The 21,708-nt window shown below is 40.4% G+C and carries 13 protein-coding genes and 2 tRNA genes; 12 read left to right on the plus strand and 3 right to left on the minus strand.

The genetic code is table 11. From position 1 onward, the window contains the following. Positions 1–60 precede the first annotated feature (60 nt). The gene (locus D0T87_RS17005; RefSeq protein WP_163176326.1) at positions 61–2,193 is read right to left on the minus strand and encodes a Tex family protein; all 2,133 of its coding nucleotides are present in this window, start codon (positions 2,191–2,193) and stop codon (positions 61–63) included. Between the two features lie 115 nt (positions 2,194–2,308). Between D0T87_RS17005 and D0T87_RS17010 the strand changes: the two genes are divergently transcribed. The 6 genes from D0T87_RS17010 to D0T87_RS17035 all read left to right on the plus strand — a co-directional run bounded on the left by D0T87_RS17010 (position 2,309) and on the right by D0T87_RS17035 (position 11,370). Next, positions 2,309–4,258, plus strand: coding sequence for a HAMP domain-containing sensor histidine kinase (locus D0T87_RS17010; RefSeq protein WP_163176327.1), 1,950 nt, complete (start codon positions 2,309–2,311; stop codon positions 4,256–4,258). A gap of 12 nt (positions 4,259–4,270) precedes the next feature. After that, entirely contained in the window at positions 4,271–6,010 is a 1,740-nt protein-coding gene (locus D0T87_RS17015) for a bifunctional UDP-sugar hydrolase/5'-nucleotidase (RefSeq protein WP_163176328.1), read from the plus strand. A gap of 10 nt (positions 6,011–6,020) precedes the next feature. After that, positions 6,021–6,515, plus strand: coding sequence for a GAF domain-containing protein (locus D0T87_RS17020; RefSeq protein WP_163176329.1), 495 nt, complete (start codon positions 6,021–6,023; stop codon positions 6,513–6,515). Between the two features lie 453 nt (positions 6,516–6,968). Next, on the plus strand, positions 6,969–9,260 hold the full coding sequence (locus D0T87_RS17025) for a TonB-dependent receptor (protein WP_163176330.1): 2,292 nt from the start codon (positions 6,969–6,971) through the stop codon (positions 9,258–9,260). Between the two features lie 455 nt (positions 9,261–9,715). Beyond that, on the plus strand, positions 9,716–10,525 hold the full coding sequence (locus tag D0T87_RS17030) for a helix-turn-helix domain-containing protein (RefSeq protein WP_370526888.1): 810 nt from the start codon (positions 9,716–9,718) through the stop codon (positions 10,523–10,525). Positions 10,526–10,611: 86 nt separating this feature from the next. Next, a complete protein-coding gene (locus tag D0T87_RS17035) occupies positions 10,612–11,370 on the plus strand; it encodes a creatininase family protein (protein ID WP_163176332.1) in 759 nt (252 codons plus the stop codon). A 92-nt stretch (positions 11,371–11,462) separates the two neighbouring features. On the opposite strand, the gene D0T87_RS17040 is transcribed toward D0T87_RS17035, so the two are convergent. After that, a complete protein-coding gene (locus D0T87_RS17040) occupies positions 11,463–12,401 on the minus strand; it encodes a ribose-phosphate pyrophosphokinase (protein WP_163176333.1) in 939 nt (312 codons plus the stop codon). 128 nt (positions 12,402–12,529) lie between these two features. On the opposite strand from D0T87_RS17040, the gene D0T87_RS17045 reads away from it, so the two are divergent. The 6 genes from D0T87_RS17045 to proS all read left to right on the plus strand — a co-directional run bounded on the left by D0T87_RS17045 (position 12,530) and on the right by proS (position 17,016). Then, positions 12,530–13,135, plus strand: coding sequence for a YigZ family protein (locus D0T87_RS17045; protein WP_163176334.1), 606 nt, complete (start codon positions 12,530–12,532; stop codon positions 13,133–13,135). Between the two features lie 39 nt (positions 13,136–13,174). Continuing rightward, positions 13,175–13,858 (plus strand): C39 family peptidase, encoded by a 684-nt coding sequence (locus D0T87_RS17050; protein WP_163176335.1) that lies wholly within the window; start codon positions 13,175–13,177, stop codon positions 13,856–13,858. Then, positions 13,848–14,930, plus strand: a complete 1,083-nt coding sequence (locus D0T87_RS17055; RefSeq protein ID WP_163176336.1) for an HpaII family restriction endonuclease — start codon at positions 13,848–13,850, stop codon at positions 14,928–14,930. The genes D0T87_RS17050 and D0T87_RS17055 overlap by 11 nt, the downstream gene beginning before the upstream one ends. Positions 14,931–15,272: 342 nt before the next feature. Next, positions 15,273–15,347 (plus strand) — tRNA-Pro (locus D0T87_RS17060). A gap of 32 nt (positions 15,348–15,379) precedes the next feature. Next, positions 15,380–15,454, plus strand: a tRNA-Pro gene (locus tag D0T87_RS17065). A gap of 80 nt (positions 15,455–15,534) precedes the next feature. Beyond that, the gene (gene proS / locus D0T87_RS17070; RefSeq protein WP_163176337.1) at positions 15,535–17,016 is read left to right on the plus strand and encodes a proline--tRNA ligase; all 1,482 of its coding nucleotides are present in this window, start codon (positions 15,535–15,537) and stop codon (positions 17,014–17,016) included. Between the two features lie 20 nt (positions 17,017–17,036). Here proS and D0T87_RS17075 read toward each other — a convergent pair whose 3' ends face one another. Then, positions 17,037–21,590 (minus strand): translocation/assembly module TamB domain-containing protein, encoded by a 4,554-nt coding sequence (locus D0T87_RS17075; protein WP_370526891.1) that lies wholly within the window; start codon positions 21,588–21,590, stop codon positions 17,037–17,039. Positions 21,591–21,708 lie beyond the last annotated feature (118 nt).

The following is a 21,708-nucleotide window of genomic DNA, read 5'->3' on the forward strand; positions in this document are numbered from 1 at the left end:
ATGCCCTAGGCATATCATTACTATCCCTAGGGCATCCCACTGTTATCTCGTAGACCGACTTTAATCTTGCTGTACGCCTTTCAGCGTTAACTGTATACGCTTTCGTTCCATATCCACACTGAGCACTTTCACAGTAATATGCTGATGGATGGATACAACCTCCGATGGATCGGATATAAAACGGTCGGCCATCTGCGATAAATGCACCAATCCGTTTTCTTTGATACCTATATCGACAAAAGCGCCGAAGTTTGTTATATTCCCCACAATACCGGGCAATATCATCCCTTCACGCAAATCATTAATCGTACGCACATTCTTATCGAACTCAAAAACCTTGATGGCTTTACGTGGGTCGCGTCCGGGTTTATCCAACTCCGACATAATATCCTTCAATGTCGGGATACCCACGGTGGGCGTAACATATTTCTGAATATCAATCTTTGCACGTAATTCCTTGTTCGAAATTAATTCGGCAACGCTACACTTCAAATCCTTCGCCATTTGTTCAACCACAAAATAACTTTCGGGATGTACAGCCGTATTATCCAGTGGATTAGCTGCATCGGGAATACGGAGAAAACCGGCACACTGCTCAAAAGCTTTTGCACCCATGCGGGCTACCTTCATAATTTGCTTACGGGAAGCGAAAGCGCCATTATCGGCACGGTAGTTCACTATATTCTGAGCCAATTGCGGACCAAGACCAGAAATATAAGTCAGCAAATGGCTACTCGCTGTATTCAGGTTTACCCCGACAAGGTTCACACAGTTTTCGACCGTTTGGTCCAATGACTTCTTCAATTTAGGTTGATCCACATCATGCTGATATTGCCCTACACCGATTGATTTAGGGTCTATCTTTACCAATTCGGCCAACGGGTCCATCAAACGCCTGCCAATAGAAACCGCTCCACGTACAGTTACATCATAATCAGGGAATTCATCGCGGGCAATCTTAGAGGCCGAGTAAATAGAAGCTCCCTGCTCACTAACAACAAATACCTGCACAGCCTGGTTAAACTGCTGACGGGTAATGAAATCTTCCGTTTCACGGCTGGCCGTACCATTACCAATAGCAATGGCTTCAATGTTATAGGCCTCGATCATTTTGCGTAACTTAGAAGCCGCTTCACTTGTTTTGCTTACAGGCGGGTGAGGGTATATATTCTCATTATGCAATAAATTTCCCTGAGCATCCAGACAAACAACCTTACAGCCGGTCCTGAATCCCGGGTCTATTGCCAACACCCGTTTCTGTCCCAATGGAGAAGCAAGCAGCAGTTGGCGTAGGTTTTCAGCAAATACACGTATCGCTTCTTCATCGGCTTTCTCTTTAGACAGTCCGGCAAACTCCGTTTCTATTGATGGTTTCAGTAAACGTTTATAAGAATCGTGCACTGCCTCCTGTACCTGTTGGCCACTTTCATTCTGGCTACGAACAAACTGCCTTTCCAGACGGGAGATGCATTCTTCATCATCCGGTGAAATGGAAACCTTTAGTAAACCTTCGCTTTCGGCGCGCCGGATAGCCAGAATACGATGTGAGGTACAACGCTTCAATGGTTCGGAAAAGTCGAAATAATCACGATACTTTGCCGCTTCTTCCTCTTTACCCTTCACTACTTTTGCCGTAACGATGGCCTCACGGGCAAATTGATTACGTATAGCGTTACGGGCACGCTCATCTTCATTAACCTGCTCAGCTATAATGTCGCGTGCACCTTTAAGTGCATCCTCCACATCTTTTACATCGCCTTTCACAAAAGCCTGTGCACGTCCTTCAACATCATATTCGCGTTGCATCATCAAGATAACCGCCAATGGCTCAAGCCCTTTCTGGCGGGCTGCTTCGGCTCTGGTCTTACGTTTGGGCTTGTATGGCAGGTAGATATCTTCAAGAACCGTAGACTCCCAGGTTTCATTGATGCGTTTCTTTAAATCATCCGTCAACTTACCCTGCTCTTCGATAGTCGAAAGAATCGTCTCTTTCCTCTTGGCAATCTCGCACAACTTATCATATTTCTCTTTAATCTCTCCAATCTGTACTTCGTCAAGCCCTCCGGTAACCTCCTTACGGTATCTACTGATAAAAGGTATGGTAGCTCCTTCGGTCAACAACGACAAGGTGTTTTTTACTTGCTTTTCGGCAATATTCAGCTCTTTAGAGATAATAACATTAAATAGTTCCATCTTATTTTTTGAAATTATGAAAGACAAATGTACATACTTAATTTTTATAAGCCGCAATAAAATATTATATTTGCAAACAAAGCTACCCCCTAAGCAACTTAAACAGCAGTTATGTATGTTGGATAATTTGAAACTTTCGATCTGTTTGTCTATATCATCTGTATTCCTTTTGCTGCCACTAAACCTAAGTGCTGCTATAGATGATAATCCAATATTGATCATCAGTTCATACAATCCGGATTCTCATAGTACTTCTACAAATATTACCGATTTCATGGACGAGTTCAACCGGCTGGGAGGTCAGAACCCTACGTTGATCGAAAACATGAATTGCAAAAGCTTTGCCGAATCTACCCGGTGGAAAAGTAGAATGGCCCGTATTTTACTTAAATATGAAACAGAGAATCGTCCATCACTTATCGTTTTACTAGGACAAGAAGCATGGGCTTCCTATTTATCTCAGGAAGATACAACGTTAATGAATGTGCCTGTTGTTGTTGCTATGGCTAGCCAGAACGCAATTATACTGCCCGATCAGGACACCCTTTCCTTATCTACATGGATGCCCGAATCCATTGATTTTGCATCCGGTTCACTCGCTAATAGAATCAGAGGAGGATTAGTGTACCAATATGATATTGAGGGCAATATTAACTTAATAAAGCAAATCTACCCAGCAACAAAGAATGTGGCCTTAATCACAGACAATTCGTATGGTGGGGTAGCTATGCAGGCGCTTGTACGCAAAGAAATGTCCAACCATCCGGAACTGAACCTGCTTATTTTGGATGGACGTACAAATACTGTATATACCCTTCTGGATGAATTACGGGAATTACCGGACAATACAGTTCTATTAGTAGGGACCTGGCGTGTGGATAAAAACGAGGGATATTCCATGAGAAATGCAACATATGCCATGATGGATGCCGTACCCCATATGCCTACTTTCTCCATATCGTCAGTAGGTCTTGGATACTGGGCCATCGGAGGAGTTATCCCTATGTACAGGCCACAGGGAAAAGAACTGGCCAAACAAGCATTCGATATCCTCAGAAATCCGATGGATACATCCAGTTACATACAAACAATTCCCAATAAGATCAGGCTGGATAATAATAAAGTGAAAGAGTTGAATATTGATCTTTCGCAATTTCCGTCAGACATTATGCTGGTCAATCAGCCCCCTTCTTTTTATGAAACATATAAATACGAAGTTTGGGTAGTGATATCTACACTTCTGACTTTATTAATCGGATTCCTGGTAGCTCTTTATTTCTATGTGCGCACAAAAAGATTAAAAGATAAACTTATCATTTCAGAAGCCGAACTCCGGATAGCTAAAGATAGGGCAGAAGAGTCTAACCGTCTGAAAAGTGCTTTCCTGGCAAATATGAGCCACGAGATACGGACACCGCTTAATTCCATCGTCGGATTTTCCAATGTATTGGCAGCAGGAGATACTTCGCCCGAAGAACAACAAATGTATGCGGATGTTATTCAAACGAACTCGGACTTACTACTGCGCCTGATTAATGATATTCTGGATTTATCGAGACTGGAAACCGATAGAGTGTCTTTTGCTTTTGAAAATGCTGATGTAGTAGGACTTATGCAACAAGTTATAACCTCCATCGGATATGCAAATAAGAATAACAATGAACTGATATTCAATTCGGAGATTTCCGAACTAACCATGATGACCGATGTACAGCGCTTGCAACAGGTTGTTATTAACCTATTATCCAACGCAGCCAAGTTCACTAAAAATGGCAAGATTACATTGACCCTCGAAATAGATAAAACAAATGATAAAGCCGTATTTTCAGTAGCAGATACAGGACCGGGTATCCCACAGGATAAGCAGAAACTGATTTTCGAACGATTCGAGAAGTTGAACGAATATGCCCAAGGTGCCGGACTTGGTTTATCTATATGCCTATTAATCGTAACTAAATTCGGTGGAGAAATCTGGGTAGATCCTACGTATACGTTGGGAGCCCGCTTTGTCTTTACACATCCTCTCCACATAAACAACACATCAACACAGCAAACCAATGCATAAACCAACATTGAGATGAGAAAACTAACAGTCCTTAGCTTATTATTCATATTATTTAGCCATGTTTTACCTGCACAAGACAAAGAGGTAAAGCTAAAATTCATTGAGACAAGTGATATTCATGGCAATTTCTTCCCATACAACTTTATTACAAAGAAACCCGAACCGGGTAGCTTAGCCCGTATATATTCACTGATAGAGACAAGACGTGAAGAGTATGGTAATAACCTTATTCTTATAGATAATGGTGATATTCTACAGGGGCAACCGACTCCTTATTATTATAATTATATTGATACGACATCTACCCATTTATGTGCAGATATGCTAAATTACATGGGGTATAGTGTGGGCAATATAGGAAACCATGATGTTGAGGTGGGGCGGCCTGCTATGGAGCGTTGGATAAAAGATTGCCAGTTCCCCATATTGGGAGCTAATATCATTGATAAAAGTACAGGCGAACCTTTTCTAAAACCCTATGAAGTAATAGAACGCGAAGGTATTAAAGTGGCCATACTCGGAATGGTAACTCCCGCCATACCGTTCTGGCTTCCGGAAAGCCTTTGGGAGGGATTATACTTTGATGATATGGAGAAGACAGCTCGTAGGTGGATCAATATTATCAAAAAGAAAGAAAAACCGGATGTAATTATCGGTCTTTTCCATTCCGGGCAGTATGAATCGCTATTAGGAAAGAAATATAAGGATAATGCATCCATAAGTGTGGCACAAAGAGTAAAGGGATTCGATATCCTGATGATCGGACATGACCATATTCGTGAGTGCAAGAAAATAATCGGAAATGCCGGAGACACGATGTTGGTGGTTAATCCGGCCGATAATGGCAGAATTGCGGCAGAAGTCAATATAACCTTAAAACTCAGAGAGGGAAAGGTGTATGAAAAGAGTATAAGCGGAGAGCTAACGTCTATTGAACAATATAATCCAAGCCCGGCATTTATGGATCATTTCTCGCCCCAGTTTGATTCGATACAGGCGTTTGTCAATAAAAAGATTGGTGTATTTGATAAGGCATTAACTACAAGAGAGTCTTATTTCGGACCGTCACCGTTTGTTGATTTTGTACATGCCATGCAACTGAAAATAACCGGGGCCGACGTCTCCTTTGCTTCGCCACTGGCTTTTGATGTTGAGATTAAGAAAGGAGATGTGCTGGTTAGTGATTTATTTGCGCTCTATCGTTTTGAGAACCAGCTTTATACCATGCGGCTATCGGGAAGGGAGATAAAAAAACACCTGGAAATGTCGTATGATATGTGGACGGACCGCATGAAATCTCCATCGGACCATATGCTCAAATTCAAGGATAAGAAGAAGAAAGACTGGCATTTCAACGCTCTTAAATACTTTAGTTTCAACTTTGATTCTGCGGCCGGTATTATTTATACGGTTGACCTGACTAAGAAAAAAGGACATAAAGTCAATATCATTAGTATGGCAGATGGTAGTCCGTTCAACTTGGATAAAGAGTATAAGGTTGTAGTCAACTCATACAGAGGAAACGGGGGAGGAGAATTACTAACCAAAGGGGCAGGAATACCTCACGATAAACTTAAGGAACGCATTATAAATGTTACGGATAAGGATTTTCGATATTATCTGATCCGTGAACTGGAAAGGCATGATACACTGGCTCCTAAAGCGCTAAACCACTGGAAATTTATTCCGGAAGAATGGGTTGAAACTGCTGCAAAAGAAGACTATAATATATTATTCAATAAAACCAAGTAAGTTATCGTTTATGGCAGAACAGATTTTATATCCTGCTGCTGGCAGTAAAGAAGAGATATACATATCTATACTTCCGCAAATCAAAGCTTTAGTAGAAGACGAAAGCGATTTGATTGCTAATTTAGGTAATATAACTGCTGTACTCAAAGAAGCATTTAATCATTTGTGGATAGGTTTTTATCTGGTTAAATCTGAAAATGAACTTGTTCTTGGTCCATTTCAGGGATCGTTAGCATGCACTCGCATAAGAAAAGGCAGAGGGGTTTGCGGTACTGCCTGGGAAACAGCGGCTACGCAAGTGGTAGCAGATGTAAATGCAATCCCTAATCACATTTGCTGCGATGCGAGATCCCGCTCTGAGATTGTTGTACCACTCGTATGTGACAACAAAGTATGGGGCGTTTTAGATATTGATAGCGATGAATTGGGCAGCTTTGACAATATAGATCGGGAATATCTGGAAAGGCTGTGCAATGAAATTATATCCTGCAAAGAATACAAATAAGCAAAATAATGGCTACCTTTGCGCCCATCATTTGAATTTACTTAAGTTGGGATCTCTGAAAAGGATTATATTACCGTTTACATTATTAGTTTTATTCGCTGTATATCAGACGAATATTATGCTAAATATGCACATACACTATGTGAACGGAATAACTATAACTCATTCCCATCCCAATAAAGGTGAACATACACACTCAAACGCCGAGATATTACTTCTCAATCGCTTGAGTGTTTTTTATTCCTTAAAAGCTACGTATAGTACTTATTGTACATCGCAACAATCCATCTTATATATTATTGAACCGGAACAAGAGAATGTACTCATTATAAATCCATATTGGGATAGTTCTGCGTTGCGTGCACCTCCGGTTTACTCCTAACTGACCAACCTTTTTATTTGATATACACGATATATCAATCTATTATTATTCATCCTATATTAGCAATTTTAATGAAACACTACATTATAATGCTTATACTGATATGTATAGGCACCTCCGTATATGGAGCCAATCCAATTAAAGAAGGAAACATGATCTCGGGTCATGTTATCGAGAAAAATACAGAAGAAAACATTGCGTATGCAAGCATCCTTATCCTGGAGAATGGGAAAGGAACAACTTCAAATGAACAGGGACAATTCGAATTCCATAAACTTCCGGCAGGCGAATACACACTCCGCGTACAAGCATTAGGGTACAGGACACAAGAAAAGAAGATAACAGTCAGCAATCAATTTTCGGCTGTTGTTCACTTTAAAATGGCGGAAGAGAGTATTGTTACGGACGAGATTGTTGTTTCGGCCAACCGTAATGAGGTTAGCAGAAAGTCTGCACCGGTAGTGGTGAATGTGATGAGTCCCAAACTCTTCGAAATGGTTAACTCAACAGACCTGGCCAAATCACTGAACTATCAATCCGGATTACGGGTAGAGAACAACTGCCAGAACTGTTCGTTTCCGCAAGTCAGGATTAATGGACTGGAAGGACCGTATTCGCAGATATTAATTAATAGCCGTCCGATTGTCAGCGCACTTTCGGGAGTATACGGACTGGAACAGATTCCGGTAAACATGATTGAGCGCGTCGAAATCGTTCGCGGGGGAGGTTCTGCGCTCTTTGGCGCCAATGCAGTAGGGGGAACAATCAATATTATTACTAAAGATCCTATCAGTAATTCGTTCCAGATTACTACGGGTTTATCGAATATGGATGGGCAGTCGTGGGAGCAAAACATGGGTGCCAATGTATCTCTGGTAGCCAAAGACAATTCATACGGCATTGCTCTTTACGAAACATATCGTAACAGAAATCCGTATGATGCTGATGGTGATGGATTCTCGGAAGTAGGTAAGCTAAATATGAACACATTTGGCGTGCGTGCCTATTACCGTCCTAATCACTATAGCCGTGTTAACATTGAATATCATACAACAAACGAGTTTCGCCGGGGGGGTAATGCTTTTGATTTACAGCCTCATGAGTCAGACATCACCGAACAGACAAAACATGTCATCAATAGTGGGGGGGTAAGCTACGATCGTTATTGGACGGAGAAGCATAAGCTATCAGTATACGGTTCTGTTCAGCATGTGGACCGAAACAGCTATTATGGTGCAGGGAAAGATCCTGATGCCTATGGGAAAACGGACGATTTGACATGGGTTGGCGGAGCCATGTATGTAGGAAACATGGATCAATGCTGGTTTGCTCCTGCCACGTTTACCGGAGGCGTTGAATATCAAAACAACTCTCTGCATGACATCATGACCGGATACCATCGCGATATGAAACAGGATATACGCATTGCCGGAGGGTTTGTACAAAACGAGTGGAGAATGAATAAGTTCACGATGCTGCTTGGTGCACGCCTTGATAAACATAACCTGATTGATAATCTGATATTCAGCCCGCGCGTAAACTTCTTGTATAAACCAAGTGACAACTTCCAGGGACGATTAACTTATTCTACCGGTTTCCGTGCTCCACAAGCCTATGATGAAGACCTCCATGTTACGGCCGTAGGAGGGGAGGGTGTTCAGATTAAGCTGGCTGATAATCTGAAAGAGGAACGCTCCAATAGCTTCAGCGGGTCTATTGACTGGACTGCAAACCTGGGCCATTGGCAATCTAATATCTTACTGGAAGGATTTTATACAGACTTAAGACATGTATTCGTTCTGGAAGAAATCGGTAAAGATGATAATGGCGATGTAATCAAAGAACGCCGCAATGGAAATGGCGCACGTGTTTATGGTGCTAATCTTGATGCCAAACTGGCTCACGGACGTACAGCCCAATTCCAGTTGGGTTTCACCGCACAACGCAGTGTGTATACTAAATCCGAAGAATGGGCTACCGATCTGGATGACAACCCATTAACCACTAAGCGCATGCCACGCACGCCAAACTATTATGGGTATTTTACATTCAGTTCTGCCCCAGTGAAGGCTTTCGATTTCTCAATATCGGGTATATATACGGGTAAAATGATCGTGCCTCACATGCCACACGAAGAGAATCCACGCATGGAAGATACTCCCGATTTTATGGATCTGAATGTTAAATTAAACTATACATTTACGTTAAAAGACCACATCAAACTCCAAGTAAACGGAGGTGTTCAGAATATCTTCAATAGCTTCCAGAAAGACCTGGATAAAGGAGAATACAGAGACTCGGGCTATTTTTATGGACCTACCCAACCACGTACTTACTTTATTGGAATAAAGATATTTAATTAATAGAATAGTCCTACAGTAGACACATAAAAAAGCATCCTCGAACAGGATGCTTTTTTTTGGCCAATCCCCCAAATAGGTTGCCAACGAATAGAGCACTGTCTTAATAAGGTTCAGCCAGTAGTTCAATCTCCCCCAGCCATAGGCTAAATCTCCTTCAACCAGTAGGGCAACGTCACTGAGACAGTGCGTCATTTCAACCCACTTTCCGGATTGACCTTTTTTTGTTTCCTATATCTGTTTAATGAAAAACAAATGTAACATCCGGAAAATAAAAGAGGACTAAAAATATTCCATATTTCCCAAAATGTGTTCTGTATTTCGTTTTATTACAAAAAGTTCTTCTTTTTCTTTAAGTAATTCCATATGTTTGTGAAAAATACACAGATATGAACGTTGCTGCTATCTTTCAATTGAATTCATTTCATGTAATTCAAGACCCGACAAACCTAAATCGAGTGAATGATGATTTTTATATTTATAATGATATAAAAATCCTGCCCCTTTATGAAACGCCAACAAGACTTGAAACTACGGTAGTATCCATATGCCTGAACGGATACACACGAGTATCAATAAATATGCAGGAATACTTCATTGGACCAGGAACAATGATGATTGCCGTACCCGATCAAATTATCCAAAGTCTGGAAGTTAGCGATGAATACCAAGGAGTCTTTATGGTGGTATCTAAAGATTATACCGATGAAATCTTCCCCAAAGTCAAAGTAATGCTTCCCATCTACTTTTATACAAAAGAATATCCATGCATTAACATCAAAGGCCAAGAGCTAAATACAATCATGGAATATTATAACATGCTTTGGGAAAGAACCAAAAGAGAAAACGAATCAAACAAAGATGTAATCCAAAGCCTGCTGGTAGCCCTATTATATGAGGTATACGCCATCTATCGCAATAGAATACCCCGGAAAAAAGAAGCCAGAAACAGAAAAGAAATGCTATTCGACCAGTTCATGCGCCACCTTTCCGAACATTATAAACAGGAAAGAAGCGTGAACTATTACGCAAAAGAACTTTTCCTGACTCCCAAACACCTTTCGAGCGTCGTTAAAGAGGTGAGTGGGAAAACGGCAGGCGAATGGATAGATAATTTTGTTCTTTTCGAAGCAAAATCTCTTTTAAAATCCTCGCAGAAAAACATTCAGGAAATTGCCGATGAATTAAACTTTGCCAATCAGTCTTTTTTCGGCAAATATTTCAAGCATTATACCGGAATGTCTCCTAAAGAGTATCGACGGAAATAAAAGAGTTTTCCATAGAAGATTTTTCTGAATTCATTTAATTTGTGTACGTTTGTAATATTAAGTATGTTCAAATACCCCCAAAGAAAATGAATAAAGAGCTTGATCTCACAGTGTCTTCTTACGGAAAAGTTAAAGATGTAAAGTACGATGTAGTAATACTTCCGTGGGGAGCAACAGAACCACACAACTATCATTTGCCCTACTTAACCGACTGTATGATTCCGCACCGCATTGCTGTAGATGCCGCCCGCCTGGCACTACAACAATCGAGTGTACGGAGTATGGTGATGCCTCCCGTTGCTTTCGGAGCACATAATCCGGGGCAGCGCGAATTGCCTTTTTGCATCCATACACGCTATTCCACGCAGCAGGCTATTCTGGAAGATATTGTCGCCTCTCTTTATGCACAAGGCATGCGTAAGCTAATCATACTCAGCGGTCATGGTGGTAATCATTTTAAAGGAATGATACGCGATCTGGCTTTTACATATCCCGACTTCTTAATCATTGTCGCCGAGTGGTTCAACGTCATTCCCTCGAAAGGATATTTTGAGGCAGAAATCGACGACCATGCAGGAGAGTTGGAAACATCCGTTATGATGCACTATTATCCGGAATTAATCAATCTGGAAGAAGCGGGAGACGGTGAGTCCAAACCTTTTGCCATTGCATCATTAAATGAAAAAATAGGCTGGGCGCCACGACACTGGGATAAAGCAACCGTCGATAGTGGGGTAGGTAATCCTAAAAAAGCATCGGCAGAAAAAGGAGAACGTTATCTGGAACCCGTTATTCAAAAGTTAGCCAAGCTATTTACCGAAGTAGGTATCCATAAGTTATATTAAAACAAAACACCTCAATAAAAAAGAGCGGATACTGAGAAAACAATCGTTTCTCTTATCCGCTCTTTTTTCTTATCTATTGTTCAGAGACTACATCAAATGATATATTGAGAACTGATCGACTCATTGTTTAATACACGTCTGATGGTTTCTGCAAACATCTCAGCAATACTCAATTGCTTAACCTTAGGACACGTTTTGCAGAACGGAATGCTATTGGTAAATACCATTTCAACCAATCCGGAGGCCATTACACGATCAGATGCCGGGTCGGACATCACGCAGTGACTGGAAATAGCACGTACAGACTTTGCACCGGCTTCCAACATCACATCCGCAGCTTTAGTAATTGTACCTGCCGTATCAACGATATCATCAATCAATACCACATTCATACCTTCTACGTCACCAATAATCTGCATAGTAGCAACCTCATTTGCCTTCACACGCGATTTATTACACAACACCAAAGGCACACCCAGATATTTAGAAAAAGTACTGGCTCTTTTAGAGCCACCCACATCCGGAGCAGCGATAACTAAATCGTCGAGCTTAAGCGATTGAATATAAGGCAAGAACACAGCCGAAGCATACAAGTGGTCTACCGGAATATTAAAGAATCCCTGGATTTGATCTGCATGTAAGTCCATAGTGATCAATCGGTCAATACCAGCCACAGAAAGCAGATCAGCCACTAATTTCGCTCCGATAGAAACGCGTGGTTTGTCTTTTCTGTCTTGACGTGCCCATCCGAAATAAGGAATTACGGCAATAATACTTTTCGCAGATGCTCTTTTGGCAGCGTCTATCATCAGAAGAAGCTCCATCAGATTATCAGAGTTGGGGAAAGTGGATTGAACGAGAAATACATCTGCACCGCGGATTGATTCTTCATAGGAAACAGCAAATTCACCATCAGCAAAGTGGGTGATATTCATATTTCCCAAAGGACAATTCAGGCTTGCACAAATTTTTTCTGCCAGATATCTCGATTTTGTACCCGAGAATACCATAAAAGGGGCTGTTTTGCTCATTTTGTAATGCGATTACCTATTGGGTTAAATTTGCGTGCAAAGGTAGGAATTCTCTTACCATTATACAAAGACTTATTGTAGAAAAATGTATTTTACTGTATCTTTGCATTATTAACCTATTTATATAGATGACAGAAGATACATATCTTACCATACCCGAACTTTCCGAAGCGGTTTACACAGAAAAACGAAGCAAGTTCATTGCCATAGCATTGCCTGTGCGCACCACCAGCGAAATAAAGGAATATATTGATTTCTACCAAAAGAAATATTATGATGCCCGCCATGTGTGTTATGCATATATGTTGGGATCTGAACGAAAGGACTTCCGGGCAAACGACAATGGCGAACCCTCAGGAACCGCCGGGAAACCAATACTGGGACAAATAAACTCAAACAACCTAACCGACATCCTGATCATAGTAGTGCGCTATTTCGGTGGCATTAAACTAGGAACAAGCGGATTGATTACTGCATACAAAGCCGCTGCCGCAGAAGCAATTGCACAGGCGCAAATAATAGAAAAAACAGTCGATGAAAGCATTACCTTCATGTTTGAATATCCTTTTATGAATGATGTGATGCGCATCGTAAAAGAAGAAGAATCCGAGCTATTAAGTCAATCCTATGAAATGGATTGCGAGATGACTCTCCGAATCCGTAAATCCCTGATGCCCAAACTCAGGGCACGCTTGGATAAAGTAGAAACCCTACGGTTTGTAGAAGATATTTAGCTCTATTCCTTATCTTTGCATTCAAATTTATAAATAACAATGAAATTTAAAACCAGTCTTATTCTAATCTTCTTTATAGGATGGGGATGCGTGGAAAGCTTCGGGCAGGATGTAGCCCCGAATAATATTCCCGTTCCCTGGTATTCCCAAAAGATCACTGGTTGCCCTTATGCACATTGTTCACTCGCATCCTCATTGATGGTTTTTGATTACTTCAAAGGAATGACTTCCGACAATCAACGTACCCCCGTAGATGCTGAGAAAAAACTGATTGAGTATCAAAAAGAATACTTCCTGAAGAAAAAAGCACCGTTCAAAAGGAGAACTTCCATTGCACAAGGAGGATATTATACTTTTGAAATAGATTCCTTATCCCGTTATTACGAAAATATGGTTGAAGCAGCATACCATGATAAAAAAGATTATGCATTGCTGAAAAGTTATATCGACCGGGGAATACCGGTACTTATCAATGTGAGTTATCGTAGTTCCACTACCGGCATGATCCCGGGTACTCATCGTCATTGGATGGTATTACGCGGCATAACAGATACACATGTATGGGTGAATGACCCCGGACGCTCGGTAATGATGCGTGAAAAAGGTGAGAACCGTCGTTACCCAATAAAAAAAGAAACAGGCAATCCATCTTACTTTGACGGCTGTTGGACAGGTCGTATGATGGTAATTGTTCCCCAAAACAAAGAAGAATATGGCCTTTGAAGCTACAAAAAAGGAATGGAGTGAAATCTATACATTCTTTCGGATACTATCGGATGGATATGTATCTTTAGGTACACCAGATGCAAAAATCAGCGGAACATGCTGGGTAGTTGCCATGATTCAACGCGAAGAGCACGATGGTCCCCGTCAATATTATATTGAGAAAGAAGAAATTCGTGTCGTTAGCGAAAAAGAAACCCGCAGCTTTCCCCGGGAAGATTTTGGAATCGTAGCCGGTTTGATATTCAATGCCATGAAGTCATCCTCTGAAGATGAAACAACATCTCCCGAAGGAGTAGAAGAGTTCCTGGATGAAATCGGCATATTCAATCTGGAAGCCCGGACAAACGACCGGACAGATATCTCAATAGCATTCTGGCATCCACAAGCTCCATTGACCGGATTTAATATACGCTCCCGAATGGCTAAAATGAATCCTTTATTAGATGGAGGACGAAGCGCTAACTTAAAATTCGAATTGTCGGGAGTAAAATTTGCTGTTCCCACAGTAAATAAAGTCAATGCCTTAGACACCCCCGATGAAGTAGCCGATCGAATGATGCTCATCGAACGCCTGGGTGGAGTTTTGAAGTACTCCGATGTCGCCGACCGGGTATTTCGCAGCAACCTATCCATGATAGATCTACATTTCCCCCGACTACTGGCCGAAATGCTACGAATTATGCAATTAGATGCCGTCGCACGTGTAAATGAACTTACAGACATCATAAAAACCACCAATCCATTGAAGATCAAGGATGAGTTAATCAATAAACATCGTTTTTATGAATACAAAATCAAACAGTTTCTGATGGCATTAGCATTAGGCATGCGTCCCGCCAAAATATTCAATGGAACAGACTCTGCTATTGAAGGAATGTTTCTGGTTAATAGCACCGGAGAAATACTATGCTATCATAAATCTGATAAAGAGAATTTTGAGAACTTTCTTTTCCAAAATACACGCTTTGAGAAAGGTGCCACAGAAAAGGATAAATACGGATACCTGGAGCGTGAAAATGGGATATACTACTTTAAGTTGAACGCTAAGATAGGGCTTGTAAAGCGTTAACTCCAACTTATCTATTTACTCTCTTAATGAGTTTCATGCCTTACTCTAAGAGTTAATAAATTATCTCCTAATGATAACGTTACCATCATGTACATGTCGGCAACATTATCATTAGGAGATAATTGTGTTATCATACTATGGAAAACATCTTATCATTAAGAGATAATGTATTAACAAAGCAACGAACAGAGGTAAACAAGGTATGCAACAAAGATTAAAATATAACCAACTGTAAAATAAGAGTTTAAAAGAAAAATGTAAAAAAACACATCTAATACTATTGCTTTTTAGAAAATAGTCCATATCTTTGCACCGCTTTAGAAAAGAACTTTCTTATAAAAACGGGGTGTAGCGCAGTCCGGTTAGCGCACCTGCTTTGGGAGCAGGGGGTCCCAGGTTCGAATCCTGGTACCCCGACAGTTTAGAAGGAAAGGTTTTTATTGAAATTTCGGGGTGTAGCGCAGTCCGGTTAGCGCACCTGCTTTGGGAGCAGGGGGTCCCAGGTTCGAATCCTGGTACCCCGACAATTTAAAGTAACAAAGAAGGCATCCAGAAGGATGCTTTTTTTGTTTTTAACCATGTGTATCTTTTAAACTAATTTGAAATGGCTAAAGAATTAAAAGACCTGACCAAACGTAGCGAAAACTACTCACAGTGGTATAACGATTTGGTGGTTAAAGCTGATCTCGCAGAGCAGTCGGCTGTGCGTGGCTGTATGGTGATAAAACCTTATGGATACGCAATTTGGGAGAAAATGCAACGTCAGTTGGATGACATGTTCAAAGAAACCGGTCACGTGAATGCATATTTCCCGCTATTGATCCCTAAGTCATTTCTGAGCCGTGAAGCCGAACACGTAGAAGGCTTTGCCAAGGAATGCGCCGTAGTAACCCACCACCGTTTAATGAATGATCCGGATGGGAAAGGGGTAGTGGTAGATCCTGAAGCTCGGTTGGAAGAAGAACTGATTATTCGTCCTACATCAGAAACAATTATCTGGAACACATATAAAAATTGGATTAATTCTTATCGCGATCTGCCTATTCTGGTTAACCAATGGGCAAACGTAATGCGTTGGGAGATGCGCACACGCTTATTCCTTCGCACAGCAGAATTCCTATGGCAGGAAGGGCACACCGCTCATGCCACCAAAGAAGAAGCTGAGGAAGAAGCAATTAAAATGTTGAATGTATACGCTGAATTCGCAGAAAAATACATGGCTGTACCGGTTGTAAAGGGAGTAAAGAGTGCCAACGAACGTTTTGCCGGTGCACTTGAAACGTACACAATCGAAGCAATGATGCAAGATGGGAAAGCACTGCAAAGTGGCACATCACACTTCCTTGGACAAAACTTTGCTAAGGCATTTGACGTACAGTTCGTAAATAAAGAAAATAAATTGGAATACGTTTGGGCTACTTCATGGGGAGTATCTACCCGCTTAATGGGTGCGCTTATCATGACTCACTCTGACGATAACGGCTTAGTACTTCCTCCATCATTGGCGCCTATTCAAGTGGTTATTGTTCCAATCTATAAAAATGACGAACAGTTAGTACAAATCAATGAAAAGATCGCAGGAATAGTAAGCAAACTGAAAGCGTTAGGAATATCTGTAAAATACGATAATGCAGATAATAAACGTCCCGGATTTAAGTTTGCCGACTATGAATTGAAAGGTGTTCCAGTTCGTCTTGTTATGGGAGGACGTGACCTGGAAAACAATACAATGGAGGTGATGCGCCGCGACACACTGGAGAAAGAAACCATCTCGTGCGATGGAATTGAAACATATGTGCAGAATCTTCTTCAGGAAATGCAACAGAATATTTATAAAAAAGCGCTTGACTATCGTAACTCACGCACCACCACTGTTGATTCATACGATGAATTCAAGGAAAAGATCGAAGAGGGTGGATTTATTCTGGCGCATTGGGATGGTACATCTGAAACAGAAGAGAAAATCAAGGAAGAAACTAAAGCAACCATCCGCTGCATTCCTTTGGATGGCGACAAAACCCCAGGAGTTTGTATGGTTACAGGAAAACCATCAGCCCAGCGTGTTGTTTTTGCAAGAGCATATTAAAGCGGGCGGTTTACGCGCCCCTACGGTAAAATAGAATTATTTGGAACTCCGGCAGGTATAGAATCTGACCGGAGTTTATTTATAACCTGATCTATGCTGTCTACCGATTCGGAAGTAGGTAAATACTGTGGTAATGATGTTTTGTAACGAGCAGCCTTCCGCCTCCAAAAGAATAAATTTCTCCAATTATCAAAGTCTTTACGATATATAATACCAATGCCCTGCGTTGTCAAATTGCTACGCGTATAATATTGATCATTCGTTTCATTGTAAGCCTTCAAGCGTATATCACCAGCTCGGGTCAATAACCATTCTGCTTCAAAATCACCTACAAAATTAGTGTTTGACAAAGGGTTATCTCTATAGCCGAAGTTTCCGTTGATCAACAGACGATTATTCAATAACTGCCCGGAAAGCATTCCTTCAACTTCCACGTCGGTCCATCCTCTTTCACCTGTGCTTAAATTTGTACCGACCACCCAGTTATTGTTGTCTATAATCTGAGATAGAATACGATTCAATTGGCCGGAAAGGGTAGACGAGAGAACAGAAGTCATCATATTAGAACTTTGGGTATTTCCAACATAGTCGGGCGTATAGAACTTACCGATAGCCAACAGATAAAGTATCTGCATATTTACCTCTTCATCTGTTCGGATATAGTTGCGTACAAGGTTTTCTGTCTCAGCAGAAACATTGGGTAAATCAATATTTAATTTCACCATAGGACGAAACAGAGAACCGTTAAGATTCATCAAACAGTTTACCCGCACATTCCGGTTCACCGTTCTGTTTGGATCTGATAACACCTCTGAAGGAACCAAATCCGACAAAGAAGCAGAATTCACCGTATATACAGCCTGAATATCCATAATAGCGTCATAAGGGTTTCCGCTAAATTGAATATTACCACCTTCTTTAATTAAAAAGTCTTTTCTGATAACCTCCTGTATACTAAACTTATATACCCCCTGAGTGATATCATAATTACCAAACATTTTCACATCACCCTTGTTGTAATATTCGGTGCGGATATTACCACGTCCTTTTGCTGTTATGTGGTCATCTGATGTTGGGTCCATGATAATTTTCACTGTTGCATCAGGAGTTATATCCACCTGAATATTAATGTTGAGATCAGTTTCCTGACCCTCCTCCTTCATTTGCGCCCTCTGGGCCAATTCAAATTCAGATATTAACTGTATAGAGTCCTGCTGATTTACATTGGGAGTCTTATCTACAAACTTAATAAACTGATTGCTTGCCGCAGAAGCCGCAGAAGCCATTGTGTATACAAAATTTGTATTTCTGTTTGTTGTCAAGGCAGCATCTATGCGCAATCCCTGGCTATTTCCATTGAGGTGAGCATTTCCAGTGGCGTATATTGTTCCATAGAATGGAACATCAGGATCTTCGGCTGTGTTCATTACCAACATATTGGCTGCATCTACCTCCAAACGATAAGATATATCTTTAAAATGATTATGTAATATGTGCCCGGTAATCTTTCCTCGCCGGCCCTCAAGATCTGAAACTAAAGCATCTTGAACCGACATCTTCTCAGGCACGAGATGCACACTATCTTCTAACAAAAAATAAGTGTTAAGAGCATTCACCTTAAATCTGGCATCAGTCCTGGCACTTCCTTCCAGGTTTAAAGTACTAAAAGGACCATAAAGATGAATTCGACCACTTGTACGCCCTTTAATATCAGACATGATGCTATTAATATAATATTCCAGGAATTTTATATTTGCATTTTGGGGCCTGATATCAAGGTCAAGGCCACTCTTAGGACGCAGAGGGTAAATATATCCTTTTACATCTACCGAAGCAATATCCTTTTCCCTAATATCTGCATCAAGATATATACCTTCTTCCTTTGGGTCCCATTCGCCGTAAATATTCATATCGCCAAACATACCGTCATTAAAACTAAAGTCCCGAACGAATAGGCGGGTATTCATAACAGGGTCTTTAAGTAAGCCGCTTGCATAAGCAATGCCGGTAGCAGAACCTTTGAAATCTACTGCCTTTAAGTTGACAATATCAAAAACGTAGCCGATATTAATTTCCTTTAGATCTACTTTTAGCGTATCGACAGGATTCTGAGAAGCATAACCGTTAATCCGCAAATATTGATCTGTGTGCCCGAAATAGAAATTATCGACATGTATTTTTTCCGAATCGGAGATGATCTGTGAAGGATGTATCTTCCAGATTGTATCATTCAGAATTACATTAGTCGGTTTTATGTCAACAACGGTTTTCAATGATTTCTGTTCATCTTCTAATCTGGAAAAGTTTGTTTCAGCCAGGAAATGTCCGCTATAGGTTGTAGTTGCATTGTTACCCCAGTTCAACCGGGTAGTTAACATATCATTCTGAGCTTGTGTATCCAGGGAAATATTAACAGCCCCACTTTTCCTGTGATTACTAAATCGTACACGCCCTCTTAAGTGATCAGATGGATTTTCCAGTAGAACCATGCCCGACTCTACAAAAGTGTTACCATAACTGAAACGTGGAAAATAACCTTCAACACGAATACGGTTTGTTTGTTCATTAAGATACCCTTTAAATGTGGAGTGACTATATATATTCAAGGGAATATCGAAAATCATCGGTAGAATCTCTGAATTATAGATATGGATATCGAAATTAAGGATATTATTTGTAGCAACAGTTGTTTTTTGAGGCAAGAATACTGAGGGAAGATATCTTCTCACCATACTTGTGATACTCGCAGGAAGAGTGCGGTAAGAATAATTCCCTTCAATATCTGCATTTAAGAATTCGGATCGAAGTACTAACTTATTCTTCCCTAATTCGCGGGTTGCTACCACGCGTATATTATCTAAATTGAATGTTTTTTCAGGAGCTTCAAAGCGCACACTATCCACATCAATAGTACCAATCATTTCATCGATGCTTCCTCCTACAAAATTAGCCCTGAGTATCATGGAAAATTCCGCATCCTCATATTTAGGAGTAAGATTCAATTCATGTGGACGAATATGTTTAATACTGGCAAGGAAGTCGAAAGTTGGTGTTTTTTCGGCCAGATTAAAACTACCATTTAATAAAATGGAGCCATTTGCATCATCCAATGCTACTTTACCATTAAAACCGCCTGATTTATATTCGCCATCTAATGTTATATTCTCATAGGCATAATCACTATATTCTAAAGAAGAAACCAACCCTTTCATGACAACAGAAGGGTATTTTCGGTTTTTATAGATACTACTATTTACATCGAGATTAAATGATATCTTTCCCCATTTCTTAAAGTCCAACCACTGTCCAAACTCAAACTCATCTGTTTTTAGCCTACCTGAATATGAAAATAACCCTTTGGTCTTATCTGAAGTCAACTTAACGTCTACATTCAGAATACCCAACTCTGTTCTTAATAAACCATAAGTTACAAGGTCAGTGAAATAGCCTGATACTTCTCCACGGAAAAAGACATCTCCCAGATTTTTTAGCATACGGGGAGTTTCCCCATAATTCTCACTGAAATTCCGGGCAATAAAATCCACTCCTTCCTTATCAGCAGATAAATGGGATAGATTTCCAAATATGAATGCATTGGACGGGTCTGACAGATCTTGAAAGGCCACATCTCCTCTGATTCGTAAATGATTTCCTCCATTAAGAATCAAACGCGGTATATTCAGTTGATTTATTGTGCCATCTGCATCTAATTCCAGTTCTACTTTCTCTTTAAAATTGGCAAAGGCAGGAATAAAAGGAGAGAGGTCGTGCAATGTCACATAAGACGGAAGCATTTTGAAAGAAAACTGCACATCGGTAATAAAACGATTAAACGCTCCCAGACTATCATATTGCATCCGAATGGTGTCCATTTTTAGCGAAGTACCCGGTAAGTCAATTTCAAAGTTCTCAATAGCCATTTGTTGTTCATTGCCCAACAACTTCAAACTTAACTTTCGCAACTCCAGTCCTGATTGCTCATCTATACTAAAGCGTTTTATCTGAGCATTGATCGAATCATTACTTAGTGCTTTCAGCGAAATGTTGCCAATAATATTATAGAGTTTAATATGTTTGGGATTAAATTTACCAGGGGTTTCTTCCTCTGATAAAACATCATAAGCCAGTTTACCGCGTCTGATCAGAAGAGAATTTATACGTAAATCAATATTCGTTTTTTTCTCTGTACTTTCTTTGGGGCTAAAAGCATCAATCACAAATTTAAAATTTGAATCTGCATCTGGAGAAGGTTTATTTAAAGCAATATTAAAACCAAATAACTGAATACTGCTAATAGATACCCGACCTCTAAAGAGAGGAAGAACACTAAATTTAGCCGAAAGCCGGGAAACCTTTAGCATCTCTTCTCCGGACTGGTCATTCAATAGCAGGTCATCAATAATAATACGATTAAAAAGGCCTATATTGATTTTACTGATACTTACTTCCGACTCTAATAATTCTGAAAGTTCATTGGCTACCAGCAAAGTCGTTTTTCGCTGAATATAAGGGATATTCAACAATATTACAGTCCCGAAATATACTCCAAGTATAATCCCGAGTACATAACGCACTACTTTTTTAAACTTTCTGATAAGCTATTGAGGTTATTTTGCGAACAAAAATATAAATTTTATTTGCAAAAAAAAAGATTATATAAAACATTAATTTTCAGCACTATAAATCAGTCAC

Source organism: Bacteroides sp. 51 (assembly GCF_010500965.1).
Lineage (GTDB): Bacteria > Bacteroidota > Bacteroidia > Bacteroidales > Bacteroidaceae > Bacteroides.

Bases quoted from the DNA above. Each gene is read 5' to 3' on its own strand.
- D0T87_RS17045 (WP_163176334.1), top strand. From the start codon at position 12,530: ATGACAGAAGATACATATCTTACCATACCCGAACTTTCCGAAGCGGTT.
- D0T87_RS17050 (WP_163176335.1), top strand. From the start codon at position 13,175: ATGAAATTTAAAACCAGTCTTATTCTAATCTTCTTTATAGGATGGGGA.
- D0T87_RS17035 (WP_163176332.1), top strand. From the start codon at position 10,612: ATGAATAAAGAGCTTGATCTCACAGTGTCTTCTTACGGAAAAGTTAAA.
- proS (WP_163176337.1), top strand. From the start codon at position 15,535: ATGGCTAAAGAATTAAAAGACCTGACCAAACGTAGCGAAAACTACTCA.
- D0T87_RS17005 (WP_163176326.1), bottom strand. From the start codon at position 2,193: ATGGAACTATTTAATGTTATTATCTCTAAAGAGCTGAATATTGCCGAA.
- D0T87_RS17025 (WP_163176330.1), top strand. From the start codon at position 6,969: ATGAAACACTACATTATAATGCTTATACTGATATGTATAGGCACCTCC.
- D0T87_RS17020 (WP_163176329.1), top strand. From the start codon at position 6,021: ATGGCAGAACAGATTTTATATCCTGCTGCTGGCAGTAAAGAAGAGATA.
- D0T87_RS17040 (WP_163176333.1), bottom strand. From the start codon at position 12,401: ATGAGCAAAACAGCCCCTTTTATGGTATTCTCGGGTACAAAATCGAGA.
- D0T87_RS17055 (WP_163176336.1), top strand. From the start codon at position 13,848: ATGGCCTTTGAAGCTACAAAAAAGGAATGGAGTGAAATCTATACATTC.
- D0T87_RS17015 (WP_163176328.1), top strand. From the start codon at position 4,271: ATGAGAAAACTAACAGTCCTTAGCTTATTATTCATATTATTTAGCCAT.
- D0T87_RS17010 (WP_163176327.1), top strand. From the start codon at position 2,309: ATGTTGGATAATTTGAAACTTTCGATCTGTTTGTCTATATCATCTGTA.